Here is a 24,815-nt window from a genome sequence, read left to right as displayed (position 1 = left end):
CGCTTCATCGCACGGTCTTCCGCGGCGCCCGGCATGGCGGCAGGCTCCACAGCGGCCAGGACCCGGCTCTCTCTTCGGTGCGTCGATTTCCGCATCTATGGATCCGCTGAACTTTGTCGGCAGGCCGAGGACGAACCGCTCCGCCGGGAGGCCGCCCGCCGGGAACGGTCCTGGACCGTCACCGCCTCCCGCGCCGCTGAGGGGCACCCGGAGCTCCACCGGGGCAACTGCGGTCTCACCCTTCTCGACACCGAGGACGTACGGGCGGCGATCGAGGAATACTCCGATCTGGAGATGCGCCAGGTATGTCGCCCGTGGGGCAGTCTCGGCATGGGCCAGACACCCACCCGCCCCGGGCCGGACGAGACCGCATTCCCCGCGGGAGCGGGGTTCTGTACCCCACCCCGAGCGACAGTCACCTCCAGGGCAGCCCCGGCCGGGCACTCCTGAACGGGGCCCTGCCCGAGGCCGCCGGGCCCGCTGGAGTGAGGCTCCAAGGCGGGCCGTTCTTCAGTGCGGCAAGAAAGAGAAGCTGGTGTCGAAGGTGCGTAGGTCTCGGTCAGACGCATCACCTCGGTGGACTGGACCTGGAGACCGGTCAGGACGAGGCGGCCGCCTTCGGCCTGGACCCGGCGCCGCAGCCGCAGGAGCGTGTTCAGGCCCATGGAGTCGATGAACGGCACCCGGGCAGGTCCAGGTGCAGCGTCTTGTTTCCGACGGGGAGGACCGTGGTGACTTCCTCGACCTGCGGGCAGATGTCGAGGTCCATCTCCCCGCACACGGTGAGGAGCCTTCCTTCCGGGTGGTGGGCGGCTGTCACGGTGAAGTGGCGTACGGTTCGTCCCTTCCGAGATCGAGCCTCTCGCCCCCAGCCCCCAGGAGGGGCGGGCGCCAAACGCCCGGCACAGGACCGCGCACGGCCGAGCAAGAGCTCCTCGCAAGACCCGGCCACCGTCACCGTTCGCACCGGGAAGTCCGGAGCCGGCAGGGTGAAGTGGGCCTACAACTCCTCCCTGGGCAGGCGGCGACCCTCCGGGGTGCCGACGGTCAACAGCACCGGCCACACCTCCAACCTGGAGCTCGACGAATCGCGTGGCACGGTCTACTTCAAGGTCTGCCACGGCAACCGCTGCTCACCGCTGGGCAGCAGCAGCATCTGAGCGACGTTGGGCGGAGCGGAGGGCGCCCGACACGTACCCCTACCGCTCGGCACGCGGTACGCGGCGGGCGCGATCCCGCTCAGGGCGCCGGGGTCACGGCCGGGGCGACAGCCTCGGGGCCGCTGTCGGGGCCCGGACCCGTACCACCGTCGGGGGCGTGACGAGGCGGTTCGGACAGCTGCTCGCGCACGTATCCCCACACCACTGCGATGAGGGCGGCGACGGGCACGGCGAGGAGGCTGCCGACGATGCCGGCAAGGCTGCCGCCGAGGGTGACGGCGAGCAGGACGACGGCGGCATGCAGACCGAGTCCGCGGCTCTGGATGATGGGCTGGAAGACGTTGCCCTCCAGTTGCTGCACCACCACGATGATGGCGAGCACGATCAGGGCGTCGGTCAGGCCGTTGGAGACCAGGGCGATGAGCACGGCGACGAATCCGGCGAACAGGGCCCCGACGATCGGTACGAAGGCACTGACAAAGGTGAGTACGGCGAGCGGCAGGACGAGGGGGACGCCCAGGACCCACAAGCCGATGCCGATGAGGACGGCGTCGAGGAGGCCGACCGCTGCCTGCGAGCGGACGAAGGCGCCGAGGGTGTCCCAGCCGCGTTCGGCGATCGTTGTGGCGTCGGTGGCGAGGCGGCCGGGGAGCTGGCGGGCGAGCCAAGGGAGGAAGCGCGGCCCGTCCTTGAGGAAGAAAAACATCAGGAAGAGCGCGAGCACGGCCGTGACGACGCCGTTGACGACCGTTCCGATGCCGGTGGCGAGCGTGGTCAGCATGGAGCCGACGCTGTTCTGCAGGCGATCGGTTGCGGTGTCCAGGGCGCTGGTGATCTGGTCGTCACCGATGTTCAGCGGCGGACCGGCGGTCCATTCACGCAGGCGCTGGATGCCCTCGACGACCCCGTCGGTCAACTCGCCGGATTGCGAGGCGACCGGTATGGCGATGAGCGCGACGGCGCCGGTGGCGACGGCGAGGAAGAGGACGGTGACCACCGAGGCGGCGAGCGCCGGCGGCCAGCCGCGGCGGCGCAAGAAGCGGGCGGAGGGCCAGGTCAGCGTAGTGATCAGCAGGCCGATGACGAGCGGCCACACGATCGGCCACATCCGGCCGAGCAGCCAGATCATCACCGCGGTGCCCAAGAGGACCAGCAGCAGCTCCGCCGATATGCGGGCCGAGGTGCGCAGCGCGGCGCGGGTTCTCGCAGGACTGAGAGAGGCAGACATGCCGATCACCCTAGGCGGTGTGTGAAGTCGATGGTTCGTCGCTCCGTGCGTGGGGCGTGGACATGCACTGACCGTTGAGCCGTTTACGTTGATCGCTCCGTTGCCGGCGCCGGGCCGGGTGGCCGGCCGGTGCGGGACCGGCCTGCGAGGCGGTCATGGACCGGATCCGGATCGCACGTCCGCGCCGGGCAGGCGAGGACCCGGCCCGACCGCGTCGTCGCGAACCAGGGCCATTCGGCCCACAAGCTCCGCGGCTGCCCGTGACGACGTGGGAGCGCCGCGGCGATCCCGGAGCGGATCGGCCAGACCAATGGACGCATCCGCCGTGGTGAGACCCGCTGCCGCCTCGACGAAGCCGCCTACCGCCCTGGCCACCCGCCAGCCGCGGCACCAACGTCGCCAGACAGCACACCCAGGCGGTACGGAATCGGGCGGCCGTCCACCCCGTCCGTCCCTGGGAACGCCTGACGCCGCTCGACGCCCACACCACTGGAGGAACCGTCCATGCCCGCACGCGCCGCCCGTTACCTCTATCTCACCCGGCACGGGCAGGCCACGGGCGAGGAGAGCGGGCTTTCGGAGGCGGGGCGGCGGCAGGCGGCGCTGCTCGGGGAGCGGCTGCGCGGGGTGCCGCTGGCGGCGGTGCGCCACGGGCCGCCGGCGCGGGCGGAGCAAACGGCGCGGCTGGGCGGGGTGCCGGGTGCTCGGCGGCGGGGGACTGCGTGCCGTACGTTCCGGCGCGGGATGAGTTTCCGGAGGAGTCGGCGGACGCGATGCTGGGGTTCTTGGCAGGCTTTGCGGCGGAGGAGCGGGAGCAGGGGCACGGTGACGGTGCGGACGCACTGGCAGACCGACGACCAGGCCGTCTCGTGCCGGCACGCGGGCGTGCGGTCCACGTCCTGGTTCCGTCGGCGTCGGCGCCGGGTGGACGTGGCCTTTCCGGACGGCTCCTGGCTCACCCTGCGCGCCTCCCAGCGCAGCTCCCCCGAGCGGCTGCGGGCGTTGCTGTCCGGCTGACGGCTTACCGGGGGCGCTCGCGGATCCGGGCCCCGGCAGGGCAGGATCGGGACCGAGAGGTGTCCGCTCGCTTCCCCCCGGCCCGAAGGAGAGCCCCCCATGACCAGCGCCCCCGTCCCCTTCCAGGTGTACGAGGCCGGAACGTATCTGCACGGGACGAAGGCGGACCTCGCGCCCGGTGACGTGCTGGTGCCCGGCCGCGCCTCCAACTTCGAGGAGGGCCGGATCTCCCGGCACGTCTACGTGACCGAGACCCTGGACGCCGCCGCCTGGGGCGCGGAGCTGGCGGCCGGGGACGGGCCGGGCCGGATCTACGTCGTGGAGCCGACGGGCGAGCTGGAGGACGACCCGAACGTCACCGACAAGAAGCTCCCGGGAAACCCGACCCGCTCGTACCGCACGCGCGAGCCCGTCCGCGTCGTCGCCGAGCTGACGGACTGGGTCGGGCACTCCCCCGAGCAGATCGCGGCGATGCGGGCGGGCCTGGACGACCTCCGCCGCCGCGGGATGGCCACGATCCTGGACTAGGCGGCGGTTTGGACGACGGCCGCCGGCCAGCGGCCCCCGATGTCGGCGGGCGGGATCAGCCCCAGCGTGAGTGCCCGCTCGGGGAGGTGACCGGCGGCCGTGAGCCGTCCCCCGGCTACACCCCCGAGCAGAGCGGGGAAGAGGCACGGCTACGCCGGCTCGTCACCGACCTCTCGGCAGCCGTCTCCGCCCACCCGTACTGGGACACCCTGGAGGTGGGTCCGACGCGGGTCGCGGCCCGCATGGCACTGAAGGAGCTGCCCCAGGTCCAGGCCGACATCGAGCGCCGGGCCGATGCCGGGGCCGCATCGTCGTGGCGGAGGCGGCGTAGGGCGGTACGCGACGTCGAGCTGGAAAGAGTCGGCCGTCTCGAACAGCACCGGACCGTCGTGGCGTGGCTGCGATGCGCCCTCGCGCAGAAGGAACGCACCATCCGGGACCTGAAGCGGCAGGGGAGGACGAGCGGCGGCGCCGGGAGGCCGCCCGCCGCGGACGGTCGTGGACCGCCACCGCCTCCCGCGCCGCCAAGGGACACCCGGGGCTCCACCGGGCAACTGTGGACTCGCCCGCCACGGCTTCGGAGACCTCCTCGACGCCGAGGGCCAGCGTGCCGCCTATCGCTCCCGCGGCGGTCCAGAAGGTTTCTGACATGCGGGGAGTCTGGCGCCGCCCGACCGGTCCCCCGTACAGGGGTTGGCTTTATTTACGAGTAGTGACGTGAGTTGTTTACAGGTTCGGGAGGCACCCGGATCCATGGTCGGGTGATGTTCACGAGTTTTGACAGCACTGGGGTACTTGCCAGGGCAGCATCGGGGTGCCCGAGCCGAAGAGCACATCGCCAGCTGAAGCCCTCCCGGCCTCTGGACCCGCCCCCAGGGCCGGGAGGCCAGGGTCACAGGGCGATCAGTCCTGCCGCCGTCTCTGAAGCCGCAGGCATTGAAGTAGAACGAACGCAAGTGCTCTTCGAAGTCGACATGCAGCCACTCACACCCTGCAGCACGGCATCCCTCAGCAGCTGCTTTGACCAGCGCGGCTCCCACTCCGCTCGAACGATTGCGCTGAGCTACGACCGTGTCCAGGACGAACGCGCTGGCCGAGAGGGCCGATCGGTGACCTCCGTATTCCGGTAGTTCCGCGTCTCAGGACCGGCGGGCTCCCACCGCTAGGGTCAGGCCCAGGAGAGCGCTGATCTGGGGGATTGTTCATGACGGCAGCAGACGTACCGCCCATTGTCTTCGTACACGGAACGCGGTTCAGCGCGGGGCAGTGGAGCTCGCAGCTCGCCGCGCTGCGAGATGACTTTCCGGTAGCAGCCGTTGACCTCCCCGGCCACGGCGCCCGCTCTGATGAGCCCTGGAGCCTGGAGGCGGCCACGGACGTCATCGGTGCCGCGGTGGAATCGCTCGGCGCCGGTCCGGCTCTGGTGGTCGGACACTCGCTGGGCGGGTACGCCTCGCTGGAGTTCGCTCGGTGGCGTCCCCAACAACTGCGTGGCCTCGTTCTCGCAGGGGCCAGCGCCTCGACCCGCGGGGCGTGGGCCGTGCCGTACCGATGGGTCGCGGGGTTCGTGCCGCGCGTATCCGCGCAACGGCTGACGCGGTGGAACGACCGGCTGCTGCGACGGCTCTACCCGCCCGAGGTGGTGGCGGCGACCATCCGATCCGGGTACGCCTTCCACACGCTGCCTGCCGCCTGGGGAGAGGTGCTCGGCCGTTTCGACGCGAGCGCGATGCGGCATGTGGCGGCCCCCGTCTTGATCCTGAACGGCGAGAAGGACACCGTCTTCCGGGCCGGCGAGCGGGACTTTGCCCGCGCGCACCCTGACGCCCGCGTCGAACTGATCCCCCGGGCCCGGCATCTGGCGAACTTCGACGCGCCGGACGCCTTCACCGACGCCGTCCGCCGCTTCGCCCGGCAGTTGTCCGCCCGCAGATGAGGTGATGGCTTGAACCAAATGCGCCACTCGCTTCCGCGATCACCTGCGGGATCTCCAGACCGAGCCGCACCGGGCCCGCGCTGAGTCGCGGCGCTCTGCCGGACACTGCCGTGGTCGGTCGAACCCATGTCTGGCTGGCCCGGCACCACGCACCCCCACACCGGGGAGGTGACCGGCGGACGGGACCCCCGGGGGGATCCGTCGACGGCGGCGCCGACGCCGCTTCTGCCCAGGACGCCGCACCCCCGCACCTGGCCGCGGCGGCTACCTCGACGGCCGTCGTCGGGGAGGCGGGCGGCGGGCCGGCGGCCACCGCGTCATCTCCCGCCACGCCCGGCACCTCCGCCCGTGGCTCGCCCGGCTCGATCCGGTCCACCACCGGGACGATCGCGTCGTACATGCGGCGGGCCAGCAGCTCATCGGCATGGTCGCGGTAGGTCGCGCCGTGAGCCTCGATGTCGAGCTTGCGCAGGTGCTCCACCAACTGGCCCGGTCAGCGCGACCTCGATCAACCCCCGCCTGCCCTGCTCGCCCCCGAGCTTGCGCGGCTTCACGTCCTCGAAGGAGTCGCCCCCAGTCCCGCCAGCCTTTACGGGTGCGGTCCCACATGTCCTGCGTGCTGACGATCCCGAACTGGGCAAGCGACGCCGCGGGAGGCCTTCGCTCCCCGGGTCACGGGAACGAGCGCACGCGCCGCGCGACGGCCCGGCCTGCCGGTCGCCCGGTGACGACGGGATTCTCCGGCTGGATGTGCGGTGAGACGGCGGACGCGCGGGGGTGGACCACCGGTGGACGGGGAACGACTCCCTGGGGCGACGAAGGAGTGGGGATGACCGGTACGGACGGGGCGGGGCGGGGCAGATGGCCGTTCCGCCGGCGCGGTCGGGGCGCGCGCTCGGGGGCGGAGAGCCAGGCCGCCCGGTTTCAGCCCTCCTCGGCTCCCGTGCCCGGGCCGTCACCGGCACCGGACGGGGTGGCCGAGGAGGGTGAGCTGGAGGGCCTGGGCTCGTACCGGATCACCCGACACGAGGGTAAGGACGGCATCCCCGTGATGAAGATGACGCTCTCCCTGACGCCGTCGGGGATGACCCGCCTGGAGCTGAGTCATCTCGAGACCGCACACGGCCCGCACCATCCGGAGGTCGTACGGCTCGCGTTCGAACTGGCCGAGCAACTCCGCCGGGAAGGAGAGTTCGGCGAGGCGGAGGAGGTCGTCCGCTGGGTGTTGGCGGAGCGCAGGGCGGACCTGGGGCCCGCCCACCCGGACACCCTGGCGGCGGAGGCCGCTCTCGCCTCCCTGTTACGGGCTCGTGGCCGGCCGGAGGACGCGGAGCGGCTGCGCCGTTCCGTCTTCGCCCAGCGCGAGGCGACATTGGGCCCGGAGCATCCGGACACGCTTACCGCCCTGGGGGATCTGGCCCTCGTCGTGCTCGCCCTGGGGCGGCACGAGGAAGCGGAGCGATTGGCGCGCACCGCGCTCGAACGCCGGACGCGGGTGCTGGGGCCCGAGCATGAGGACACGTTCGGCAGCCGGAACACCCTGGCGGGGGTGTTGCGGGCCCGGGGTTCGCTGGAGGAGGCCGGAGCGCTCTACCTCTCGGTGCTGCGTGACGCCGAGCGCCTGCTGGGCCGGACGTCGGAGCTGGCCCTGACGGCCCGGATCAACCACGCCGCCGTTCAGTACCACCTGGGGCACGTCGCCCAGGCCGCGCGGTCGATGCGCGACGGGGTGCGGCAGTCGGTGGAGATCAGGGGCGCTGGCCATCCGGACACGCTGTCCGCACGCGCCACCCTGGGCGCCATGCTCCAGGCTCTCGGCGAGGTCGAGGAGGCCGCGTCCGAGCTGCGGGCGGCTGTCGTGGGCATGGAGCGGTTGCACGGCGCCGACCATCCGGCCGTTCTGAAGTACCGCACCAGCCTGGCCGCCACCTTCTTCAACGCGGGCCGGCACGCCCAGGCCGAGGAGGAGTGCCGCCTGGTCCTCGCCGGCTACGAACGGCTCTACGGCACGGCCGACCCTCGCACGGCGGAGGCCCGGGAGAACCTGCGCATGGTCCGCGCCGCCCGGGGTTAGCGCCGGCGGGCGCTCATGGACCGACGTGGATGTGCGCTCCCCACAGCGACGGGAGCAGCGGATGCTCCGTGTGCGCCTGCCGGACGGCCTCGTGCAGCGCGTGCGCGGCGCCGTGCGGGAGTCGGCCGTAGAAGGACTGGGCGATGCGCGGGGCGATCCGGTCCGTCACGGGCCACAGCGTGCCCACGACATGGCGGTATCCGGCGAGTTGGAAGGCGCTGGTGATGTGGATCGCCTCGTCCGCGAGCTCGGGGCGGGTCCCGGATGTGGAGCAGCTGGAGAGGTACGCCAGGCAGGCTCCCGACGGCCGCAGGGCGGAGATGTCGGCAACGGTCAGCGCCCCTTCGAGGTGGTCGTGAGTGAGGATGCGCGAGGCTGACGGGTCGTGCGAGTCGGTGACGGCGTGGCAGACGAGGTGGACGTACGGGCTGGCGCGCAGTGCCTCCCGCACCCGGTCGCGGGTGGCCTCGGCGCCGGTCAGCAGGGGTGCGCGGGTGGTTCCGGGCAGCAGCGTCCGCACCGCTTCCGCTTCGCGCCGGGCGTTCGGCAGGGGCGCGGCCCCCGGCGTGTCGCTGATGGCCACGACCAGCGGCGGCCGCGCGCCCGACGGGGCGGGTTCGGGCCGTCGGCGCGCGTGGTGCAGGGCGCCGATGGTCGGGGTGTAGGAGGAGACGGCCAGGTCGAGTGCGCAGCGCGGCCGGTCCGGGTCGGCTCGGGGGCCGTGGTAGCCGGCGGCGTGCAGCGGCAGGAAGGCGAGTGTGCCCTGCGGGCACCACCAGATGCGCCGGGGCGGCTTGCCGGGGCCGGGGGGGTTGGTGAGGGCGAGGCGCTGGAGCACGGGTCCGGTGATGGTGTCCCACAGCCATTCCAGTACGCCGGAGAGGGTCTCCTGCGCGGACCAGATCTCCTCCAGGGAGGCTCCGGGCCGGGCGGCGGCGCGGGTGGCGGCGAGGAAGACGGCGACCTGCTCGGCCACGGTGCCGGAGCGCACCTTCAGCGGCAGCACGTCGATCGTGCCGTCGGTCACGATGACGGCATCGCAGCGGATGCTGATGTTGAGGAGCACGACGGGTCCGTCGCCTGCCTGGCGGAGGATCTCCTCGGCCGAGGGCGGGCGCAGGAAGCCGTCGAACCCCGGCAGGGCCCGGATCCGGCCCAGCAGACGCTGCCATGCGGCGGCGTGGGCACGACGCCGCTCGGCGGCCTGTTCGGTCGTGGCCACCGGGCCGGAGAGCCCGGTCGGCCCGCCGGTCTCCTCCTCGCGCAGCCGCAGGAACTCGTCGGCCAAGGCGGGTGCCTGCCGGCGCAGCCGGTCGAGGTCGAGGTCCCGGGTCCTCAGCAGCCGGCCGAGAAGCACTCCCCTGCCGTGTTCGAGGACTTCCAGGGCTTCCTCGGGCCGTCCGGCCTGGAGGGCGTAGGCGGCGGCCTCCGCCGCGATGCCCGGCAGGCGGGCGAGCGCGTACTGCTGGTCGCTGCGGGTGAGGCTGCGCGTCGCCAGCTCGGGCAGCAGCGACGTGGCCGTGCGCAGGGCGCGCCACGCCGTCTCCCAGTCCTCCAGTACGCCGGACACCTGGCCCCAGGTGACGTGGGCGGCAAGCCGTTCGCGGACCGGGGCGGAGGTGACCGTCGTGATGTCGCGGGCGACGGTGACGGCCTCCGTGAGCAGGTCGCGGTTCCCGGTCCGCAGGTGCAGGCTGTACAGGCCCTCGGCGAGGGCCGTGCCGGGCGGGGTCCGGTCGGGGTCGTCGCGGGGGCGGTCCCGTATGACGGTACGGAGGAGGTCCACGGACTCCTGGAGGTCGGCGAGGTCGTGGCTGATCTCGTAGCGGCTGCGCAGGGACTGGGCGAGGCTGAATCCGGCCACCTCCCGCTGGGTGGTCATCAGGCTCATGGCGTGGCGTTGCAGGCCGATCGCCTCGTCCAGGTCGGCCGGTGTGCCGTCGGCGTGGTCGAAGCGGGCGAGGAGGGCGCGGGCGAGGTTGCCCATCGCGGCCGCGCGCTGCTTGGGCAGGGCGACGGCGAGGGCCTGCCGGAAGGCGCCGAGCGCCGGGCCCAGCGCCTCCGGCCGGGCGGTGTGGAAGAACCGGGCGAGGTGGGTGTCGCCGAGCAGCACGAGGACGACCGGACGGTTCACGTCCCCCTCGGGCAGCACCAGCAGGGCCTGGCGGCACAGTACGGCGCACCGGTCGAGATCCGTGATGTCGCCGTGGACGCCGAAGCGCTGGTGCAGGCATCCGGCGAGACCCGCCTGGTGGAGGGCCCGGATCACCGCGTCCAGGTCCGCCCCGCCGGCCAAGGCGTCGCGGTGGACTGCGATCGCCTCTTCGAGGTCGGCGAGGTCTCCGCGCGCCGAGTGGCGGGTCCGCAGGGCGGCGGAGAGTTTGGTGCGCAGGGCGCCGGCGTTGTGGGGCCCGATACCGGGTGTGTCCACAGCTGCTCGGAGCAGGTCGACGGCCTGGTTCAGGGAGTCGACCTCCCTGGTCAGGTCGTACCGGGTGTCGTATGCCGATCCCAGCGTGCCGATCAGCACGGCGCGTTCGGCGCTGTCGGTGGGTCGGCCGGCGACGGCGCGCCGGAGCACGGCGATCGCCTGGTCCGTGAAGTGGGGCCGGCCGGTCCTGACGGCCCGGTCGAGGAGCGCGTCGGCGGCCTGCAGTGCGGCCTCGTCGTGCTCGGTGGTGCCGGGTCCGGTGTTCGAGACGGCGCGCATGCGCAGGGCGATCACCGTGTCGAGGTCCTCCAGCCGGCCGATGGCGTCGTAGCGGTCCTGCAGTGCCTGTGCGAGGCCGTCGAGAAGGGCCTGCCGCTGCAGCGAGCGGTCGGCGGGCAACAGGACGAGGGCCCGGGAGTGGGCGTCGATGGACTCGTCGCGGTGGGCGGGGTCCCGTGTCAGCTTGTGGAGGGCGCCGAGCGCGGAGCCGAGATTGACCAGCCGGATCGCGAGGTCTTCCTGTTCGGCCTCGGGGGTGAGTCGTACGGCGTGGCGGTACAGTGCCACGCACTCCTCCAGGTCGCCCCGTTCGCCGGTCAGGAGGTTGCGGTCGAAGAGCGTCTCGGCGAGGCCGGCCAGCTGGGCGGCGGGCTCCAGCCGGGCCGCCGCTCCGCCGGACAGTGCCCGCCGCTGCCATTCGACGGACTCGTCGAGGTGAGCGGGGTCGCCGGTCGCTCCGTACAGCCGGCGCAGGGCGCGGCCGAGCCCGTAGGCGTAGGCGGGCCGGTAGGGGTGGTCGGCCGGAGCCTCGGCGAGGGCCTTGCGGTAGTAGGTGAGGGCGTCCTGCAGCGGGCCGAGGGTGCCGGTCGTCTCGTACGTCAGTTCCTCGGTGTAGGCGAGGTTCCGGAAATGGACGTGCCGGTCGGGGGTGTGCGGGCCGAGAAGGGTCACGGTCGTGTGGAACATGAGCCGGGCCCGTTCGAGGGCGGCGGGGTCGCGGGAGCGGATGTAGTCGTCGAGTTCCCGCAGTCCGCGCTCGTGCAGAGCCTGGACGCGGTCGTTGCTGCGGCGCTCCCCCATCGCTGACATGAAGTCACCGTACGGCGCTTCGGCATGGTCCGGTGCCTCAAAGGGTCAGACAGCGGGGGTCACTTCGGGATGCTCGTACGTGTCCGGCGGCGGCAGCCCCTGGCGCCAGGAGGCACAGAGGGCCGATGCGCGGGTCCGCTCCTCGTCGAGGCCCGCCGGCAGCGGAAGGTGCAGAGCACGCAGCAGATCGAAGCGGTGCAGGTCGAACGCGGTGTGGACGGCGTCTCCGTAGGCGACGGCCGCCTGGACTGCACCGTGGTAGGCGAGACGGGCGACGGCCAGCGGAATGAGGGCGAGGGCGAGCCACCACCCGCTGGACCGCAGCAGCACGGCGGCGGTGAGCGCGGTGGCTCCTCCGGTGACGGCGAGCCGTACGGCGCCGTCGAGGGAATCGCGGGAGTCGTCGACGAGGGAGCGCGACCGGTCGCCGAGGACCAGGTAGAGCCGGGGCCAGGCCACCGCCGCGTCCCAGCCATGGTCTCGCCCTGCGGTGTCGAAGGTGGCGGTCAGGACGTTGCCCAGGGCAGTGGGCCGCACGAGGTGGTCGGGCAGCGGATACCGGCGGCGCAGGCGCGCGGCGGCGGCACCGGCTCGCTGCACGGCCGCCGCCGTCACCTCGGGCGGCGCCCCGTCGCCCGAGGCCACGGGCAGGACCGTACGGCGTTCGAGCCGGGCCTTGCGGCGGCGCTGCCGGGCGCGGCAGAGCCCGGCGCCGAGGGCGTCGGGCCAGCCGCCCTGGAGCAGCCGGACCATGGCCAGTTGCAGGGGCTGGAAGACGACGGCGACGACGGTGATACCGGCGGCGATCAGCACGATTTCGCCGACACCGAGTCCGACGGCGGTGCGCCAGGCGCGGCGCATCGACAGGGCGCCGCCGGGGGCGCCCGCCCAGACCAGCCACAGAATGCTCAACGTCCCCGTGTAGGTGGGGAGGTAGGAGACGAGGAAGAACCGTCCGGAGCCAGCCGAGGCGAGGCCGGCGGGTGCCGTGGCGACGGCGGCGAGGCCGGTCTGGCTCATCGGCGGCTCACCTCAGTTCCATCGGCCCGTGGCCGTCCGCCTCGCACCTCGGCCGGTAGCGCTCGTCGTAGAAGGCGGTCCAAGTCGTCCGCTCGCAGGACGGGCAGCGGAAGGTCAGCAGGGTGTACTGGGTCGATTCGACCGGCTGGCGGCCACGGTCCTCCTCGCCCGCGCCCCGTACGACCCCGAGGGCGCGCACGGTGCTCAAGTGGGCCCGGGTGGTGACCCCTACGACGGTGCCGTCCACGACGAGGACCACACGGTCGGGCGCCGGCCGGGTCGCGAACAGCAGGTCGAGCGCGCCGGCGGTGTCGTCCAGGGTGGCTCCGTACGGCATCTCGAGCCGTGCCGCGCCGTCCGGCGCCGGGTCCGGCCCCACCAGCATCGCGTACTTCACTCCAGCTCCCCCACGGCTTCCGCTCGGCGTCTCGGTCGGCTGCCAGTCTGCCCGACCGGTCTGGGCGTTCAGACGGTTTCTGGAGAAGGCAAAGGCGGTGGGCCATGGCGATGCCCTCGTCACGGCCCGAAACGCCGCCCTTGGCAAGGACTTGGAGACGTGAACACTCGCCGTCTTCGGCGAGATGAAGAGCTATTCGCCGACGGGGCCGCCCCCGCCGGCCGCGCACTCGCTCGGCCTTGAGGCGGGTGGCCGGCGGCCGCGGCGGCACCGGTGCGTGAACACCCGATGGATGGTCATCGACGGTCGATGTCATAGGTTCGTGCGAGCGACGTCCGAGTGGCACGCAGTGCAGCGCGCCCGCGTCAGTGGGGACGCGCAGGGGCGCACACGAGTCATGACCGTGGATTGACCCGGGCAGGAGTGGTGACATTGGTGATGCGGGCGGTTCCACTGGTGGGCGGGCCGGTGGAGTTACGGGGTGCGCTGGATGTGGAGATCACGCCGGCGGGGGTGATGCCGCGCCGGTTACCCGCATGGACCAAGGAGCAGTACCAGGATCCGTCGGTCCACGGGGTGACCGTGATGCCTTCGGGCGTGCGGCTGGTGTTCCGCACCGATGCGTGTGAGCTGGAATTCGAGGTGCTCACCTCCACAGGGCAGCTCGACAGCGATCCTCAACCCCGTCCGACGGGCATGATTGACCTCCTGGTGAACGGCACCCTGGCCGGGCGTCAGCGGGCTCCGGTGGGCAACGTGGTGCGGATGGCGGGCCCCGGGGCCGTACAGCGACTGGTTCCGGGCAGGCCGGGGACCGTACGGTTCACCGGGTTACCGACCGGCATGAAAGATATCGAGCTGTGGCTGCCGCAGCAGACCCCTACGGAACTGGTGGCGCTGCGCGCCGGCGGTGACGTGTTGCCGCCTCTGCCGGACGGTCGGCGCCGCTGGATACACCACGGCAGTTCCATCAGCCACTGCATCGAGGCCGACGGCCCGACCGACACGTGGCCGGTGGTGGCGGCCGCACTCGGGGGAGTCGAGGTGATCAACCTCAGCCAGGCGGGCAACGCGCTGCTGGACCCCTACGTCGCCCGGACCATCCGCGATGTGCCTGCCGACCTGATCAGTCTCAAGGTGGGCATCAACATCGTGAGCCTGGCCGCCTTTCGGCTGCGGACGTTCGGCCCGGCGGTGCACGGCTTCCTGGACACGATCCGGGAAGGGCACCCTGTGACCCCGCTTCTCCTGATGTCCCCGGTGAGCTGTCCGGCACTCGAGGAGACGCCCGGCCCGACCGCGATGGGCCCTGGCGGGAAGATCACAGCTCTGGGCGACCCGTCAGAAGTAGCTCGTGGGGCCCTGACGCTGGCAGTGGTCCGTGCCGAGCTGGAACGGATCGTGACGGCCCGCCAGGCGCGCGATCCCCACCTCCACTACCTCGACGGACGCGAGCTGCTCGGCCCGGACGAGGCGGACGATCTGAGCGACGGCCTTCACCCCACCGCCGCCGCGTACCGCCGGATGGGCAAACACTTCGCCGCCCGCGCCTTCACGAGCGGCGGCCCCTTCCACTGAACCGCTCACAGCCCTCCCTGCTGCCGGAGGGGGCGTTCCCCCGCTCCCCCGGCGACCGGTAGAGGGACTCGCCGGAGGCGGGAACGAGAGGGCGGCCCGGTGGTGCCGCCCTCCGAGCTCCGTCTGAGCGCCGGGCCTTCCCGCGCATGCCGTACGGAGGGGGTCGGCAGCGTTCACCAGCGACGCGCGCCGCCGCCGGGGGGCTGGACCGGGGAGACCGGGTGGCGGCGGAACGGCCGTCTGCCGGACCTGGTGGGCGGTGAAGGCGCCCGGTCTCGAGGCCACACCCTCTGGAACGCCTTGCCGGTGCCGGTTAGATCCAGTCGGCCAGGCGGAAGACGGAGAGCATGTCGCTCGCACGCGGGTTGGTGCCGCCGTTGGGCCAGAAGGAGGCCTCGACGCCGACCCAGCCACGGAAGGTGCCGTTGTCGTCGATGACTTGGAGCATGGGTTTCACGTGGGAGTTGCCGGTATAGCACTTCTCGCCCCGCTCCATGGCGAGGCAGGTGCACCAGTGCCAGAGGGTGTCACGGCGGTCGGTGTTGCTCAGCTTCTGGATGTAGTACTGGATGGAGGAGATGTTCGCGGTCGTGCCGCCGCCGTAGTTCGGGCAGCCGCCGTCCTTCTGGCAGGCCCGCGCGGAGGTGGGTTGGAGGTGGGTGAGGCACCAGGTCGTGGTCTGGCAGGTGGTGAACGCCTGGTTCTGGAAGACGCCGCCGGAGATGGTCACCGTGTCCTTGGACCAGGACCTGCCGTCGAGCCGCATGGTGGCGTCGTGTGCCTGGACGCTGGACAGGGCGCGGCGGGTGCCGAGGGAGGCGTTGCTGCCGTAGCCGTAGCCCAGGGTGGCCTTGGTGTTGTGGAGGAACGACAGGCGGGTGAGGCCGGTGCCGGTCTCGATCGCCCACTTCTCGGTCCAGGCGGTGGAATGGTTCCAGGAGATCCAGACGGTCGGTGTGGGCACGCCGTTGACGGTGTCGGTCTGGAGGGTGTAGACGCCGGTGCGCGTTTCGTTCGGGGAGGTGGTGAAGCCGTCGACCGTCTTGACTTCACAGTCGAGGACCCTGGTCGTGCTCTTCGGGTCGGTGGTCGTGCAGCTGGTGTCGGGGACGGTGCCGGTGCCGATGCGCGGCTTGGGGGCGGCCTGCGACCACACGTACATGTTCGCCGAGACGGTGCCGGAGGCGGCATCGAAGGCGTACGTGCCCAGACGGACCCAGTTGTTGTGGGTGCTGCCGTCCTTGAGGTGGCCGAGGGAGACGACGTAGTTGGCCTTGCCGCCGGGCAGTTCGTCGGCGGCCTCGGCCGGGGCCACCGTGGCGGCGGTCGCCGCGACGGCCAGACAGAAGGCCAGGGCGAGCGTGCGTGCGATACGGAACATGAGCGCGATTATGGCGGGTTGGCCGGCGACGTGAAGGAGGCGGCAGCTGAGGCAGCCGGCCGGGCCTTCGCAGTCGGCGAGCCGGCCCGATGCCGTCGTCCGTGGCCACGGCGCACGGCTTCGGAGTGACTCCGACCACCGCGCTTTCGCGAGGTGGAGTTGCCCGACCGGCATGTCGAAGTGGTGCCGACGGGCGGCCCCAGGCGCCGGCAGCTGGCCCCGGGGCGTGCGGCCTTCACCAGGGCGAGCGCCTCGGTGCCGGCGCATCGTACGAGGGGTCCTTCACCCCTGGTCCGGCCGGACCGAAGGGCCCGAGGAGCGCGTCACCGCCGGCACGCAGAACTCGTACACGGCGGTCTCCTCCGCCCGACGTCCTCACCGGCCGACGTGCCGTTGGGCGTCGGCGTGCAGTCCTCCGCTCGTCCGGGGCTGAGCCGCTGGGCGGAGGACGGAAAGGAGAGGGAGGACGGATGAGTACGCCAGCTGTAGATCGTGATCTCGATCATGAAGGGCGTCGAGGACACAGGCGGCCGGCGCTCATCGTCCGGACGAGATCGATCCCGCCGTCAAGGGCGTCCGTTCCTTCTCCGCCTACCCGAGTCCACCGAGACGGAGGGCGTCTTCGATCTCGCTGAGCTTCGCGGAGGGCAGGACCCCCGCTCGCTCGATCAGGTCGTCCCGGGACACTGTGGTCAGCCATGTGCAAGGGGTAGTACCTGGACGCGGGATCGCGATCCGCAGCACGCCTTCAAAGGGGAGTCCTTCCATGGCGCCTACTGCCACTTCGACGCCCAGGCCGCTGATGTCGACGCCCGCCGGAGCGACGACCTGCATCACCCGGATACCGGACGCGTCGTCTCCCGACAGCAGTACGACCGGCCGCCGCTCGTCGAACGCGACCCACCAGACTTCGCCACGTCGCACATGTCCTCCTGGCACAGGACGGCAGGCGGACGCTGCGCGCCCCTGTCGCGTTGGGGAGAGGGGTGCGGACGCCGTTGACCATCGGTGGCTGAAGACTGAAGACCACGCGGCGGCCGCGGAATCCAGCGTAGACCCTCCCCGCTGGCAGGAGGCGTTCGAGGTCCTGATGGCCCGGTTCGCGCGGGTTGAACCCCGGCGCCCGGTACAGGACTTGGTACCGGGACCGCTGTCGGACCTGCCGCGCGAGAACTGCTGGTGGCGCCGGGGTGTCACCGTCCGCTCCACGGCGGGCGGCTCGGCGGCCACGGCGCGGACGACCGGTCTGGAGGTAGCCGGCGGCGGCCCGCAGCGACGAGGACGACATCCCCGGTCCCGGCGGGTCAGTGGGGCGAGCAGGAGAGGCTGGTGTTGAAAAGGGCGTACGTATCGGTCAGGTGGAGCACCTGGCCGGGTCGGTCCTGGAGGCCGATCAGGACGAGGCGGCCGCCGCCTGCCTGGATGCGGTGTCGCAGTCGCAGGAGCGTGTTGAGACCCATGGAGTCGATGAACGACACCCCGGTCAGATCCAGGTACAGCGTTTTGTTTCCGGCGGGCAGGCCGGTGGTGGCTTCCTCGACCTGCGGGCAGGTGTCGAGGTCCATTTCCCCGCACACGGTGACGACAGTTCTGTCGGGGTGATGGGTGGCTGTCACGGTGAAGGCGCGCAAACGGTCCGTCCCTTCCAGGGATCGAGCCTCTCGCAGCCGCCCCTGGGGGCAGGCCGCCGAGCGCGGCGCAGGGGCCGCGCACAGCCGTGCAAGACCACCCGCACCGTGCTCCGGCCACCAGCAGAGGTGTGGCCCGGGGACAGCGCGGGGTCTCTCACCAGACCAGGCTGGGCTCCTGCCACCGTGACACGGCCACCCCCGCCATGGCCAGCCCGCCCGCCAGTCCAGGGCAAACCTTGACCCACGCCAGAACAGGGGATCCGGAACCCGGCAGGCGACACGACTGCTCGGCGTCGCGGTCCGGGCCGACCGGGTAGAGGCGGGTGAGGATGCCGCTGCGCCAGGCAGCGATCTCGCTCCGGGCGGCGGGTGAAGTCGGTAGGCGGTCACGGGAGAAGGTGCACGGCGGGAGGAGGGGGCGGCTCGGTGGCACTGCTCCGGAGCGCGTGGGCCCGACGGTGATGTCCCGTTGTATGGGGCGCGGGGTACGTCTCCAGGGCGTGGCCGTCCGGAGCGGGTGGCCCCGGCTCCGTCCCGTGGGCCTACCAGGTCACCGGCAGTCCCACCGGCCCGCGGATGAGCACGTCCTTCTGCCAGACCACCTCGCCGGGATCGACGGCCAGCCGCAGGTCGGGCAGCCGATCGACCAGCGTGGTCAGGAGCAGCTCCGCCTCGAGCCGGGCCAGCAAGGGTGCCACGCAGTGGTGGGGGCCGTGGCCGAAGGCCAGGTGGGGCCGGCTTCGGCGGTCGATGTCGATGCGGTCCGGCTCGGGGTGGCACGACTCGTCCCAGTTGGCCGCGACGTACGAGACGTAGACGGCCTCGCCCCGGCGGATCCGGACTCCGCCCACCTCCACGTCCTCGGTGGCGACACGCGGCTGTCCCACGCCGTGCTTGTGCGGAATCCAGCGGAGCAGCTCCTCCACGGCCGCCGGCACGGCCCCCGGGTCCGACCGCAGCCGGCTCATCAGGCTGTCGTCGGTCAGGAGCACGTACATCATGTTGGAGGTGTGATTGCGGACGGCGTGCCAGCCGTTCAGCCCCATCAGCACCGCCAGGGCGAGCATTTCCTCCTCCTCGATCCGGCCGTTCGCGACCGCGGCTGCCAGCGTGCTCGTGAGATCGTCCTGCGGCCGGACCCGGCGCTCCCGGGCGAGCCGGCGGAACAAGGCGCGGGCGTCCTCCTTGGCCTGACGGGCCCGCTCGACGCCTGCCTCGTCCGTCGCCCTCGTCAGCACGGTGTCCGCCCACAGGCGCAACCGCGGCCGGTCGGCCTCCGGCACGCCCAGCACCGCTCCGATGATGTGCAGGGGGAACGGGGAGGTCACGTGCCGTACGAGGTCCGCGGGCGGCCCGGACGCCACCATGCGGTCGATCAGGTCGTCGAGGACGGTCTGTGCGCGCGGACGCAGCGCCGCGATTCCCGAGCGGTTGAACGCCGAGGAGACCACGGAACGGACCCGGGTGTGGTCGGGGGGATCCACGAAGCTGACCGCCCGGTCCAGTGGCACGAGGTATCTGTTCATGCTCGGCAGCGGCCGGCCGACGATGTCCCGGCTGAACCGGGGGTCGGAGGTGACGAACCGGACCGCGTCGTACCTCGTCGCCAGCCAGCACTCACCAGGAGTGCCGTGCGGCAGCCGGACCCGGATGACCGGCGCCTCCCTCAGTGCCTCGCGGAGGAACGGGTCGAAGTCCAGCGCCGGCAGGTCGACGGCCTCGTACACGGGGGGAGCGGTGTCTCGCATCACCGGCTCCTCACCGGCAGGTCGTGGCGCAGCGGGGTGAGCTGCTCGGAGTCGTAGCGGCGGCGCAGGGCCGCGATGGCGGTGTGGTCGGTGGGTCCGTCGGTGGGTCTGTCGGTGGACAGGATCTCCATGAGTTCCTCGCTGCGGGTGTGGAGGTGTGCGCCGACGTCGGAACCGGGCGGTACGACGACCTCGAAGGTGGAGGCCCTGCGCGGCTGTTCGCCGGTCACCTTGAACGTCACCTGATGCGCGGCGGTGCGCAGCGCGCGGCCTCGGCCGGGCGGCACGATCAGGCCGCCGGGTGGCCGGGGTGGTGTGGGGACCATGACGGATGGGGTTGGGGTGTCCGTTTCGGTGAGGGTCACGGTGTTCGGTTCCAGCGTCCCAGTGTCATCTCGGCGGTGATTCCCGGCCCGAATCCGGCCAGCAGGCCGCGCGCCCGGTCGGCGGCGCCGCCCTCGTCGAACAGGCGGCGCAGCGCGTCCAGTACGACGACGCTCGCCACGTTTCCGTATTCGGTGAGCGTGGCCCGGCTGAAGCGGAAGGCGTCCGGGGGCACGCCCAGGTACTTGCTGAGGTCGTCGAGGATCCGCGGCCCGCCGGCGTGCACGATGTAGAAGTCGAGGTCGGACGCGTCCCAGCCGTGTCCGTCGGCGAGGGCGCGCAGCGCGGGGGCGAGCGGCTCCATGGTGCCCGGCACTCGCTTGTCGAGCAGGAAGTGGAAGCCGGTGGCGCGCACGTCGTACGCGATCCAGTCCTCGGTGTCCGGCACCAGGTAGGAGCCGTTTCGCTCCAGGTGGATGCCGGAGCCGCCGGTCCCGCGGACCACCGCGGCGGCCACACCGTCGCCGAACAGGCCGTTGGACAGCAGCGATCCGATGCCGATGTCGGTGGGCTGGTAGCACAGGGAGCAGAACTCGCAGGCCACGATCAGCGCGTTCGCCTCCGGGTAGGCCGTGCAGAAGTCGTGCGCCCGGTTGATCGCGGCGCCGCCGGCCGCGCAGCCCAGCTGGGCGATCGGCAACTGCCGGGTGGTGGAGGGAAATCCCATCGAGTTGATGAGCCAGGCGGTGAGCGAGGGCATCATGAACCCGGTGCAGGACACGTAGATGATCAGATCGATGTCGGTGGCACGCAGCCCGGCGTCTTCGAGGGCCCGCCGTACGACCAGGGGCACGCGGGCCTTGGCCTCTGCCGCGTAGCGCCGGTTGCGCTCTTCGAAGCCCGGGTGTGTGAGCGTCTCTTGGACCGGTTGCACCAGGTGGCGGGTCCGTACCCCGGTGTTCTCGATCAGACGCAGCGAGAGGCCCAGGTGGGGGTGGTCGGCATGGCGGGAGCGCGCGAGCTCAAGCGTCTCCTCCAGGGTGATGACGTACTCCGGAACCGACACAGCAGGCCGACATAACGTCGCCACGCAACACCCTCTTCCCCACGGGCCGTCCGAGTGCCCTGTCCGACTCGGCCCGCTGAGTAACGATCACCCTCGGTATGGGTCACTGTGGCCCGCGGTCGGCACCGGGGTGGGGAATGGCGGAGGGAGGAGACGGCGGCGGCAGGACCGCCGGGTCATGCCGAACGGTGAGGCGAAGTGCCGGTCTCCGCGGGCCCGGAACGGTCGGAGGGGCAGGCGTCGGCTCACCTGAGAGGAGCCGTACTCAGTGACTTCCGGCCCAGCCGCCCCCGTTCAGCGCGCCGCACGCTCTGTCTTCGATGGCGAAGGGCGCGGCCGCGCGCCCCGTGTGGCTGCCGCAGAGGCCGGGGCCGACCGCTTCCTGGGCGGAGGCGAGAGGCCTCCCCCGCCAGGACCACGGCGCCGCTCCCGGCAGGCACTCCCCCGCGCCGTTCCGCCTCGGTGCTGCTGCGTGCCGGGCGGTCTGATCGCCGGCCCCTGAGTCCCGGCTTCCCGGGCGCGGGACAGGCGGTACGTACGCCGCACGAACGGCCGTCGCTCCCGCGATGCTCCGTGCTGAGCCGCGGGGGAGGTGTCGTGGCCGGGGCCTGGGCGGCTCAGTCAGGCTGGGTGCCGGCCTTCTTGGGCAGGCAGAACATCAGCGCCCACATCAGGGCGAGGAGGCTGGTGACCCACCACAGCACGGTGAGGAACGCGTCGCGGTTGAGTGCGGTGTCGGGAGAGCCGTTGGTGGTGGCGAAGAACACCAGGGCGGTCAGGGCCGTGCCCAACGCGATGCCCAGGTGCATGGCGGTGTTGAACAGGCCGGAAGCGGCCCCGGCGTCCTTGTACGGGACCTTGGCGAGGGTCATGTCGGCGAGCGGGCCGCTGACCATGCCGAGACCGAAGCCGATCAGGATCACCGGAGCGGTCATCCCCAGCAGGGTCAGGTCTGCCGGGCCTGCGGAGATCTGAAGTCCGTAGCCGCCCATCGCGGTGACGGTGATGAGGGTTCCGGTCTGGGGCAGGCGGCGGGCGAAGCGCCCGGCGCTTTTCGCGGCGATCGTCGCGCCGGCCAGCTCGCCGACGGACAGCAGTACGAACGCGAGGGCGGCATGGAAGGGGCTCATGCCCAGACCGTGCTGAAGGTAGAGGGTCCAGGTCATGAAGAACAGCCCGCACAGCAGACCGTGCACGAGCTGCGCGGCCGTGCCGCCGGAGAACTGGCGGCCCCTGAAAAGCGGCAGGGGCAGCAGGGGCGCGTTGCCCTGCTTGCGCTGCTGCTGGCGCACGAACGCACCCAGCACCAGGAGGCCGGTCGCGAGCAGGGCGAAGCACCACAGCGGCCAGTGGTGCGCATGGCCCTCGGAAAGCGGAAAGACGATCAGGACGATGGCCAGTGCGGACAGCAGCATGCCGGGCAGGTCGAGGCGGTCGGCCTTCTCCGCGGTCGACTCCGGAACGAAGCGGCGCCCCAGGAGGATGACGGCAAGGCCGACAGGCACGTTGATCAGAAAGACCGGCCGCCAGGACAGTCCGAAGAAGTCGGCCTCGGTGAGCAGGCCGCCCATGACCGGTCCCAGGACGTTGGCGATCGACAGGACGGCCCCGTAGAGGCCGAAGGCCCTGCTGCGGTTCTTCCCTTCGAGGGTGACGTGGAGGGTGGCCAGGATCTGCGGAATCATGAGTGCGACGCCGACCCCCTGGAGCGCGCGGGCGCCGATCAGGACGCCCGGCCCGGCCGCGAAGCCGCACAGCAGTGAGGCCGTGGTGAACACGACGGTGCCCGTCAGGAGGAGCCTGCGCCGCCCGTAGAGGTCGCCGAGCCGTCCGCCGGTGATCAGCCCGATGGCGACGGGCAGGGAATAGCCGGTGGTCAGCCACTGCAGGGCATCCGGTCCGGCACCGGTCGTCTCCTGGATGGCGGGGAGTGCGGTCAGTACGACCGACTGGTCGAGGATGTCCATGAGCTCAGCGGTCAGCAGCACCAGGAGAGCGATCCGGGCCGCGAAGCCCCTCTTCGACGATCCAGGTTCCGGGCGAGCCGGGCGTGGGGCCGAGACCGGGGTGAGGGTGGTGTGCTGCGGCTCGTCGCCGAGCGCGGAGGAAGACACGAGAGGGGACTCCTGATTCGAGAGGAATCGGGGAACCCTGCCGACAGCCGCACCGGGGCCGGACAGCACGGAACCCGGGGCAGACGGCAGAGCTGCACCCGGGAAGGACAGAGAACTACGGGGGGTGGGTGACGCAACTCAGACCAGCGCGACGTCCGCCCCCGAACACGTGCGACACATCAGCACGCGGGGATCACGGACGACTACACGGCCTGGTTGATAAGACGTCACCTCAAGATCGACATACAGAAGGGAAGAGGGTCACTGCCACCAACACCTCGGCGCAGGGACCCGTCCACGATACGGCACCCGCTGGGGGGACGGCGCGCACCAGACGGCGGACCCCCGCTGCGCGATTTCGGTGGCGCCGTGCGGTCGCGGTGTCACCGGACGGGCCGCCGCCTGCTACGGAGCACCGGACACACACCGACCGGCGTCACGCAGCGGCGAGAGGACGACGTGGAGCCGCGGGCTCGACCGGGCGGCAAGGCGGATGCCGGGGAGGCCGGGGAGGACATCGGCGTACCGGGCGGCGATGTCGCCCAAACGTCATGAGCAAGGTCTCGCCAATGCCCATGAACGGCACCGAACAGCCGTTCCCGCAGCGGGAACGGGCTCACTACCGTCAAGGCTGATGGAACGATAACTTGTCGAGCGGCACATCATAGAATCGGACACAGTATCCGAATAGTCGGAGAAATGTTATAGCAGTTTCTCCGATCTCGAAGGTCACTCGATTGCCGCGCGACCCGATGGGGGAACTCCGCGTTATCGGTATATGACGAATGCAAGATCCCGTGGCCTGCCTCAACGACGAACGGGGAGGGCGGAACCCACGGGACCTGCGAACTGACGGTAAGAAATTACGCTTTCCAGCAGGGAGACCGCGGAGAACCGGAGGCGCCCGGCGCGCCGGGCGAGGACGACGCGGAGGTCGAACAGTCGACCATCGAACCGTTACTTCATGATTTCCTCGGCCGCCTGGAAGGCATTCAGGAAACATTCGACTCGCGATGTGGAGAGCAGGACGCCTCCATCCATCACGTGCAATATGACAGGTCGCATTCTCGTGACTAGCGAATATTTCGATCCACCGCAGCACAATCATCACTCCGGCGCGTATACCTACGATCCGGTCACACGCTGGAGCGGGGAGTATGCCGAGGGCGTGCACTCAGGAGTTCCCCTGACCATGCCCACCGTGGGCTGGGACCCGGTGGAGGAACTCACCTATCTTCTGCAAGAGGCTGCTCCGGCTGAGCAGACGAGCATGATCCCGCCACCGCGCAGCGAACCGGCGTCCGGCGTCGACACCACCGACCCCATGGAGAATCTGGCGCAGCTCACCACGCAACTGCCGCCCGTCCGGCGCTCGCCCGCCGGGCACCGGAAGCTCCACGTGCGAAAAGCCCGGCTCAAATGGTTGCAGACGGGCAGTTTCGTCATCATCGCGCTCGTCGCTGTCATCGTGGCGATGGTCAGTGTCTTCGGTGGAGTGGTGGCTTACAAGCCCCTGCAGAACATCCCCTCCGGGTCGACGAGCGCCAAGGTTCCGTCGGGGCCTCTTCTCGTGTACGGCCCCTGGATGGTGGCTTCTCTCTCCATCCTCCGGACTGCCCTGCATCGGCGCAGGGCTGTGCACTCGTGGTTCATCGTCCTGCTCTTCTCCTCCGTCGCGATGATGCTGTGCGTGGCGCAAGCAGACAAAACCTTCACCGGTATCGCAGGGGCTTGTCTGCCGGCCCTGGCCTCCCTCGCCTGCTTCCAGCAGCTCGTCCGGCAAATCACGCTGACCCTTCCGCCCCGAAAGGGCAAACGGAACCGGCGTCAGTACGGATCTTCGGCGTCTCCTCTTCGAGGGTGAGGACGGCCGCTCTGACGGGCGTCATCGGGCCCGTCCTCCTGCGGAGGATTAGCCAGGCCTTGAGGCGGGCGAGGAACCATGCATACCGAGCGTCGTGAAGGCGTTCTCGAGGCTGTCGTCCGCCTGATCGAGCAGCTCGTAGACCACTGGTGGCCGCCCTCCGTACGAGGTCGGGCCGGTCGGCAGGCCCGACCTCGTACACGTACGACCACCGTCAGGCGACCAGGGA

General features: G+C 71.3%; 21 protein-coding genes and 3 pseudogenes. 10 read left to right on the top strand and 14 right to left on the bottom strand.

From position 1 onward, the window contains the following. Window positions 1-95: 95 nt before the first annotated feature. Entirely contained in the window at window positions 96-665 is a 570-nt protein-coding gene (locus ABTY40_RS20270) for a hypothetical protein (RefSeq protein WP_352060858.1), read from the bottom strand. Beyond that, on the bottom strand, window positions 656-820 hold the full coding sequence (locus tag ABTY40_RS20265; protein ID WP_352060781.1) for a hypothetical protein: 165 nt from the start codon (window positions 818-820) through the stop codon (window positions 656-658). Before ABTY40_RS20265 ends, ABTY40_RS20270 begins: the two co-directional genes overlap by 10 nt. A 169-nt stretch (window positions 821-989) precedes the next feature. On the opposite strand from ABTY40_RS20265, the gene ABTY40_RS20260 reads away from it, so the two are divergent. After that, complete coding sequence (locus tag ABTY40_RS20260; protein WP_352060780.1) at window positions 990-1,160, top strand: hypothetical protein; 171 nt, start codon at window positions 990-992, stop codon at window positions 1,158-1,160. 79 nt (window positions 1,161-1,239) lie between these two features. On the opposite strand, the gene ABTY40_RS20255 is transcribed toward ABTY40_RS20260, so the two are convergent. Continuing rightward, a complete protein-coding gene (locus ABTY40_RS20255) occupies window positions 1,240-2,388 on the bottom strand; it encodes an AI-2E family transporter (protein ID WP_352060779.1) in 1,149 nt (382 codons plus the stop codon). 146 nt (window positions 2,389-2,534) lie between these two features. On the opposite strand from ABTY40_RS20255, the pseudogene ABTY40_RS20250 reads away from it, so the two are divergent. The 5 genes and pseudogenes from ABTY40_RS20250 to ABTY40_RS30905 all read left to right on the top strand — a co-directional run. Next, a pseudogene (locus ABTY40_RS20250) lies at window positions 2,535-2,754 on the top strand (hypothetical protein); the annotation flags it as partial. Window positions 2,755-2,892: 138 nt separating this feature from the next. Beyond that, window positions 2,893-3,236: pseudogene (locus ABTY40_RS20245) on the top strand (histidine phosphatase family protein); the annotation flags it as partial. After that, on the top strand, window positions 3,214-3,405 hold the full coding sequence (locus ABTY40_RS20240; protein WP_352060860.1) for a hypothetical protein: 192 nt from the start codon (window positions 3,214-3,216) through the stop codon (window positions 3,403-3,405). The pseudogene ABTY40_RS20245 and the gene ABTY40_RS20240, both read left to right, overlap by 23 nt. A gap of 99 nt (window positions 3,406-3,504) precedes the next feature. Then, window positions 3,505-3,933, top strand: a complete 429-nt coding sequence (gene arr, locus ABTY40_RS20235) for an NAD(+)--rifampin ADP-ribosyltransferase (RefSeq protein WP_352060778.1) — start codon at window positions 3,505-3,507, stop codon at window positions 3,931-3,933. A gap of 86 nt (window positions 3,934-4,019) precedes the next feature. After that, entirely contained in the window at window positions 4,020-4,646 is a 627-nt protein-coding gene (locus ABTY40_RS30905) for a DUF8825 domain-containing protein (RefSeq protein WP_502990633.1), read from the top strand. A 179-nt stretch (window positions 4,647-4,825) separates the two neighbouring features. Here ABTY40_RS30905 and ABTY40_RS20230 read toward each other — a convergent pair. Continuing rightward, window positions 4,826-5,021: pseudogene (locus ABTY40_RS20230) on the bottom strand (GNAT family N-acetyltransferase); the annotation flags it as partial. A 116-nt stretch (window positions 5,022-5,137) separates the two neighbouring features. Between ABTY40_RS20230 and ABTY40_RS20225 the strand changes: the two are divergent. Beyond that, window positions 5,138-5,869, top strand: a complete 732-nt coding sequence (locus ABTY40_RS20225; protein WP_352060777.1) for an alpha/beta fold hydrolase — start codon at window positions 5,138-5,140, stop codon at window positions 5,867-5,869. Window positions 5,870-6,920: 1,051 nt separating this feature from the next. Beyond that, complete coding sequence (locus ABTY40_RS20220) at window positions 6,921-7,943, top strand: tetratricopeptide repeat protein (protein WP_352060857.1); 1,023 nt, start codon at window positions 6,921-6,923, stop codon at window positions 7,941-7,943. A gap of 13 nt (window positions 7,944-7,956) precedes the next feature. On the opposite strand, the gene ABTY40_RS20215 is transcribed toward ABTY40_RS20220, so the two are convergent. The 3 genes from ABTY40_RS20215 to ABTY40_RS20205 are packed head-to-tail and all read right to left on the bottom strand — an operon-like array spanning window position 7,957 to window position 12,880. Beyond that, window positions 7,957-11,463 carry a CHAT domain-containing protein gene (locus tag ABTY40_RS20215; RefSeq protein WP_352060776.1) on the bottom strand — a complete coding sequence of 1,169 codons (3,507 nt, stop codon included), beginning with the start codon at window positions 11,461-11,463 and terminating at the stop codon, window positions 7,957-7,959. A 45-nt stretch (window positions 11,464-11,508) separates the two neighbouring features. Then, window positions 11,509-12,483, bottom strand: a complete 975-nt coding sequence (locus ABTY40_RS20210; RefSeq protein ID WP_352060775.1) for a hypothetical protein — start codon at window positions 12,481-12,483, stop codon at window positions 11,509-11,511. A 7-nt stretch (window positions 12,484-12,490) separates the two neighbouring features. Next, window positions 12,491-12,880 (bottom strand): hypothetical protein, encoded by a 390-nt coding sequence (locus tag ABTY40_RS20205; RefSeq protein ID WP_352060774.1) that lies wholly within the window; start codon window positions 12,878-12,880, stop codon window positions 12,491-12,493. A 438-nt stretch (window positions 12,881-13,318) separates the two neighbouring features. Between ABTY40_RS20205 and ABTY40_RS20200 the strand changes: the two genes are divergently transcribed. Then, window positions 13,319-14,458, top strand: coding sequence for a GDSL-type esterase/lipase family protein (locus ABTY40_RS20200; RefSeq protein ID WP_352060856.1), 1,140 nt, complete (start codon window positions 13,319-13,321; stop codon window positions 14,456-14,458). 313 nt (window positions 14,459-14,771) lie between these two features. Here ABTY40_RS20200 and ABTY40_RS20195 read toward each other — a convergent pair whose 3' ends face one another. The 7 genes from ABTY40_RS20195 to ABTY40_RS20165 all read right to left on the bottom strand — a co-directional run bounded on the left by ABTY40_RS20195 (window position 14,772) and on the right by ABTY40_RS20165 (window position 22,722). Continuing rightward, a complete protein-coding gene (locus ABTY40_RS20195) occupies window positions 14,772-15,839 on the bottom strand; it encodes a hypothetical protein (RefSeq protein WP_352060773.1) in 1,068 nt (355 codons plus the stop codon). Window positions 15,840-16,430: 591 nt separating this feature from the next. After that, entirely contained in the window at window positions 16,431-16,763 is a 333-nt protein-coding gene (locus ABTY40_RS20190) for a type II toxin-antitoxin system PemK/MazF family toxin (protein ID WP_352060772.1), read from the bottom strand. Between the two features lie 380 nt (window positions 16,764-17,143). Then, window positions 17,144-17,455, bottom strand: coding sequence for an STAS domain-containing protein (locus tag ABTY40_RS20185; protein ID WP_352060771.1), 312 nt, complete (start codon window positions 17,453-17,455; stop codon window positions 17,144-17,146). 557 nt (window positions 17,456-18,012) lie between these two features. After that, entirely contained in the window at window positions 18,013-19,218 is a 1,206-nt protein-coding gene (locus ABTY40_RS20180; RefSeq protein ID WP_352060770.1) for a cytochrome P450, read from the bottom strand. Next, on the bottom strand, window positions 19,218-19,544 hold the full coding sequence (locus ABTY40_RS20175; protein WP_352060769.1) for a hypothetical protein: 327 nt from the start codon (window positions 19,542-19,544) through the stop codon (window positions 19,218-19,220). The genes ABTY40_RS20180 and ABTY40_RS20175 overlap by 1 nt, the downstream gene beginning before the upstream one ends. A gap of 35 nt (window positions 19,545-19,579) precedes the next feature. Beyond that, window positions 19,580-20,632: a type III polyketide synthase gene (locus ABTY40_RS20170; protein ID WP_352060768.1), complete on the bottom strand. Its 1,053-nt coding sequence runs from the start codon at window positions 20,630-20,632 to the stop codon at window positions 19,580-19,582. A gap of 593 nt (window positions 20,633-21,225) precedes the next feature. After that, window positions 21,226-22,722: an MFS transporter gene (locus ABTY40_RS20165; protein ID WP_352060767.1), complete on the bottom strand. Its 1,497-nt coding sequence runs from the start codon at window positions 22,720-22,722 to the stop codon at window positions 21,226-21,228. A 1,069-nt stretch (window positions 22,723-23,791) separates the two neighbouring features. Here ABTY40_RS20165 and ABTY40_RS20160 point away from each other — a divergent pair. Further along, a complete protein-coding gene (locus ABTY40_RS20160; protein WP_352060766.1) occupies window positions 23,792-24,586 on the top strand; it encodes a DUF2637 domain-containing protein in 795 nt (264 codons plus the stop codon). Window positions 24,587-24,815 lie beyond the last annotated feature (229 nt).

This window comes from Streptomyces sp. NPDC126503 (genome assembly GCF_040302405.1).
In the GTDB taxonomy this organism is placed as follows: Bacteria; Actinomycetota; Actinomycetes; order Streptomycetales; family Streptomycetaceae; genus Streptomyces; species Streptomyces gulbargensis.
The sequence above is the reverse complement of the archived record's forward strand: the minus strand, read 5'-3'. Positions and strand labels throughout refer to the sequence as shown.

What these genes read in the sequence shown, in the direction of transcription:
- ABTY40_RS20270 (WP_352060858.1), bottom strand. Translation starts at nt 665, where the DNA reads ATGGGCCTGAACACGCTCCTGCGGCTGCGGCGCCGGGTCCAGGCCGAA.
- ABTY40_RS20255 (WP_352060779.1), bottom strand. Translation starts at nt 2,388, where the DNA reads ATGTCTGCCTCTCTCAGTCCTGCGAGAACCCGCGCCGCGCTGCGCACC.
- arr (WP_352060778.1), top strand. Translation starts at nt 3,505, where the DNA reads ATGACCAGCGCCCCCGTCCCCTTCCAGGTGTACGAGGCCGGAACGTAT.
- ABTY40_RS20225 (WP_352060777.1), top strand. Translation starts at nt 5,138, where the DNA reads ATGACGGCAGCAGACGTACCGCCCATTGTCTTCGTACACGGAACGCGG.
- ABTY40_RS20220 (WP_352060857.1), top strand. Translation starts at nt 6,921, where the DNA reads ATGAAGATGACGCTCTCCCTGACGCCGTCGGGGATGACCCGCCTGGAG.
- ABTY40_RS20215 (WP_352060776.1), bottom strand. Translation starts at nt 11,463, where the DNA reads ATGTCAGCGATGGGGGAGCGCCGCAGCAACGACCGCGTCCAGGCTCTG.
- ABTY40_RS20210 (WP_352060775.1), bottom strand. Translation starts at nt 12,483, where the DNA reads ATGAGCCAGACCGGCCTCGCCGCCGTCGCCACGGCACCCGCCGGCCTC.
- ABTY40_RS20200 (WP_352060856.1), top strand. Translation starts at nt 13,319, where the DNA reads ATGCGGGCGGTTCCACTGGTGGGCGGGCCGGTGGAGTTACGGGGTGCG.
- ABTY40_RS20195 (WP_352060773.1), bottom strand. Translation starts at nt 15,839, where the DNA reads ATGTTCCGTATCGCACGCACGCTCGCCCTGGCCTTCTGTCTGGCCGTC.
- ABTY40_RS20180 (WP_352060770.1), bottom strand. Translation starts at nt 19,218, where the DNA reads ATGCGAGACACCGCTCCCCCCGTGTACGAGGCCGTCGACCTGCCGGCG.
- ABTY40_RS20175 (WP_352060769.1), bottom strand. Translation starts at nt 19,544, where the DNA reads ATGGTCCCCACACCACCCCGGCCACCCGGCGGCCTGATCGTGCCGCCC.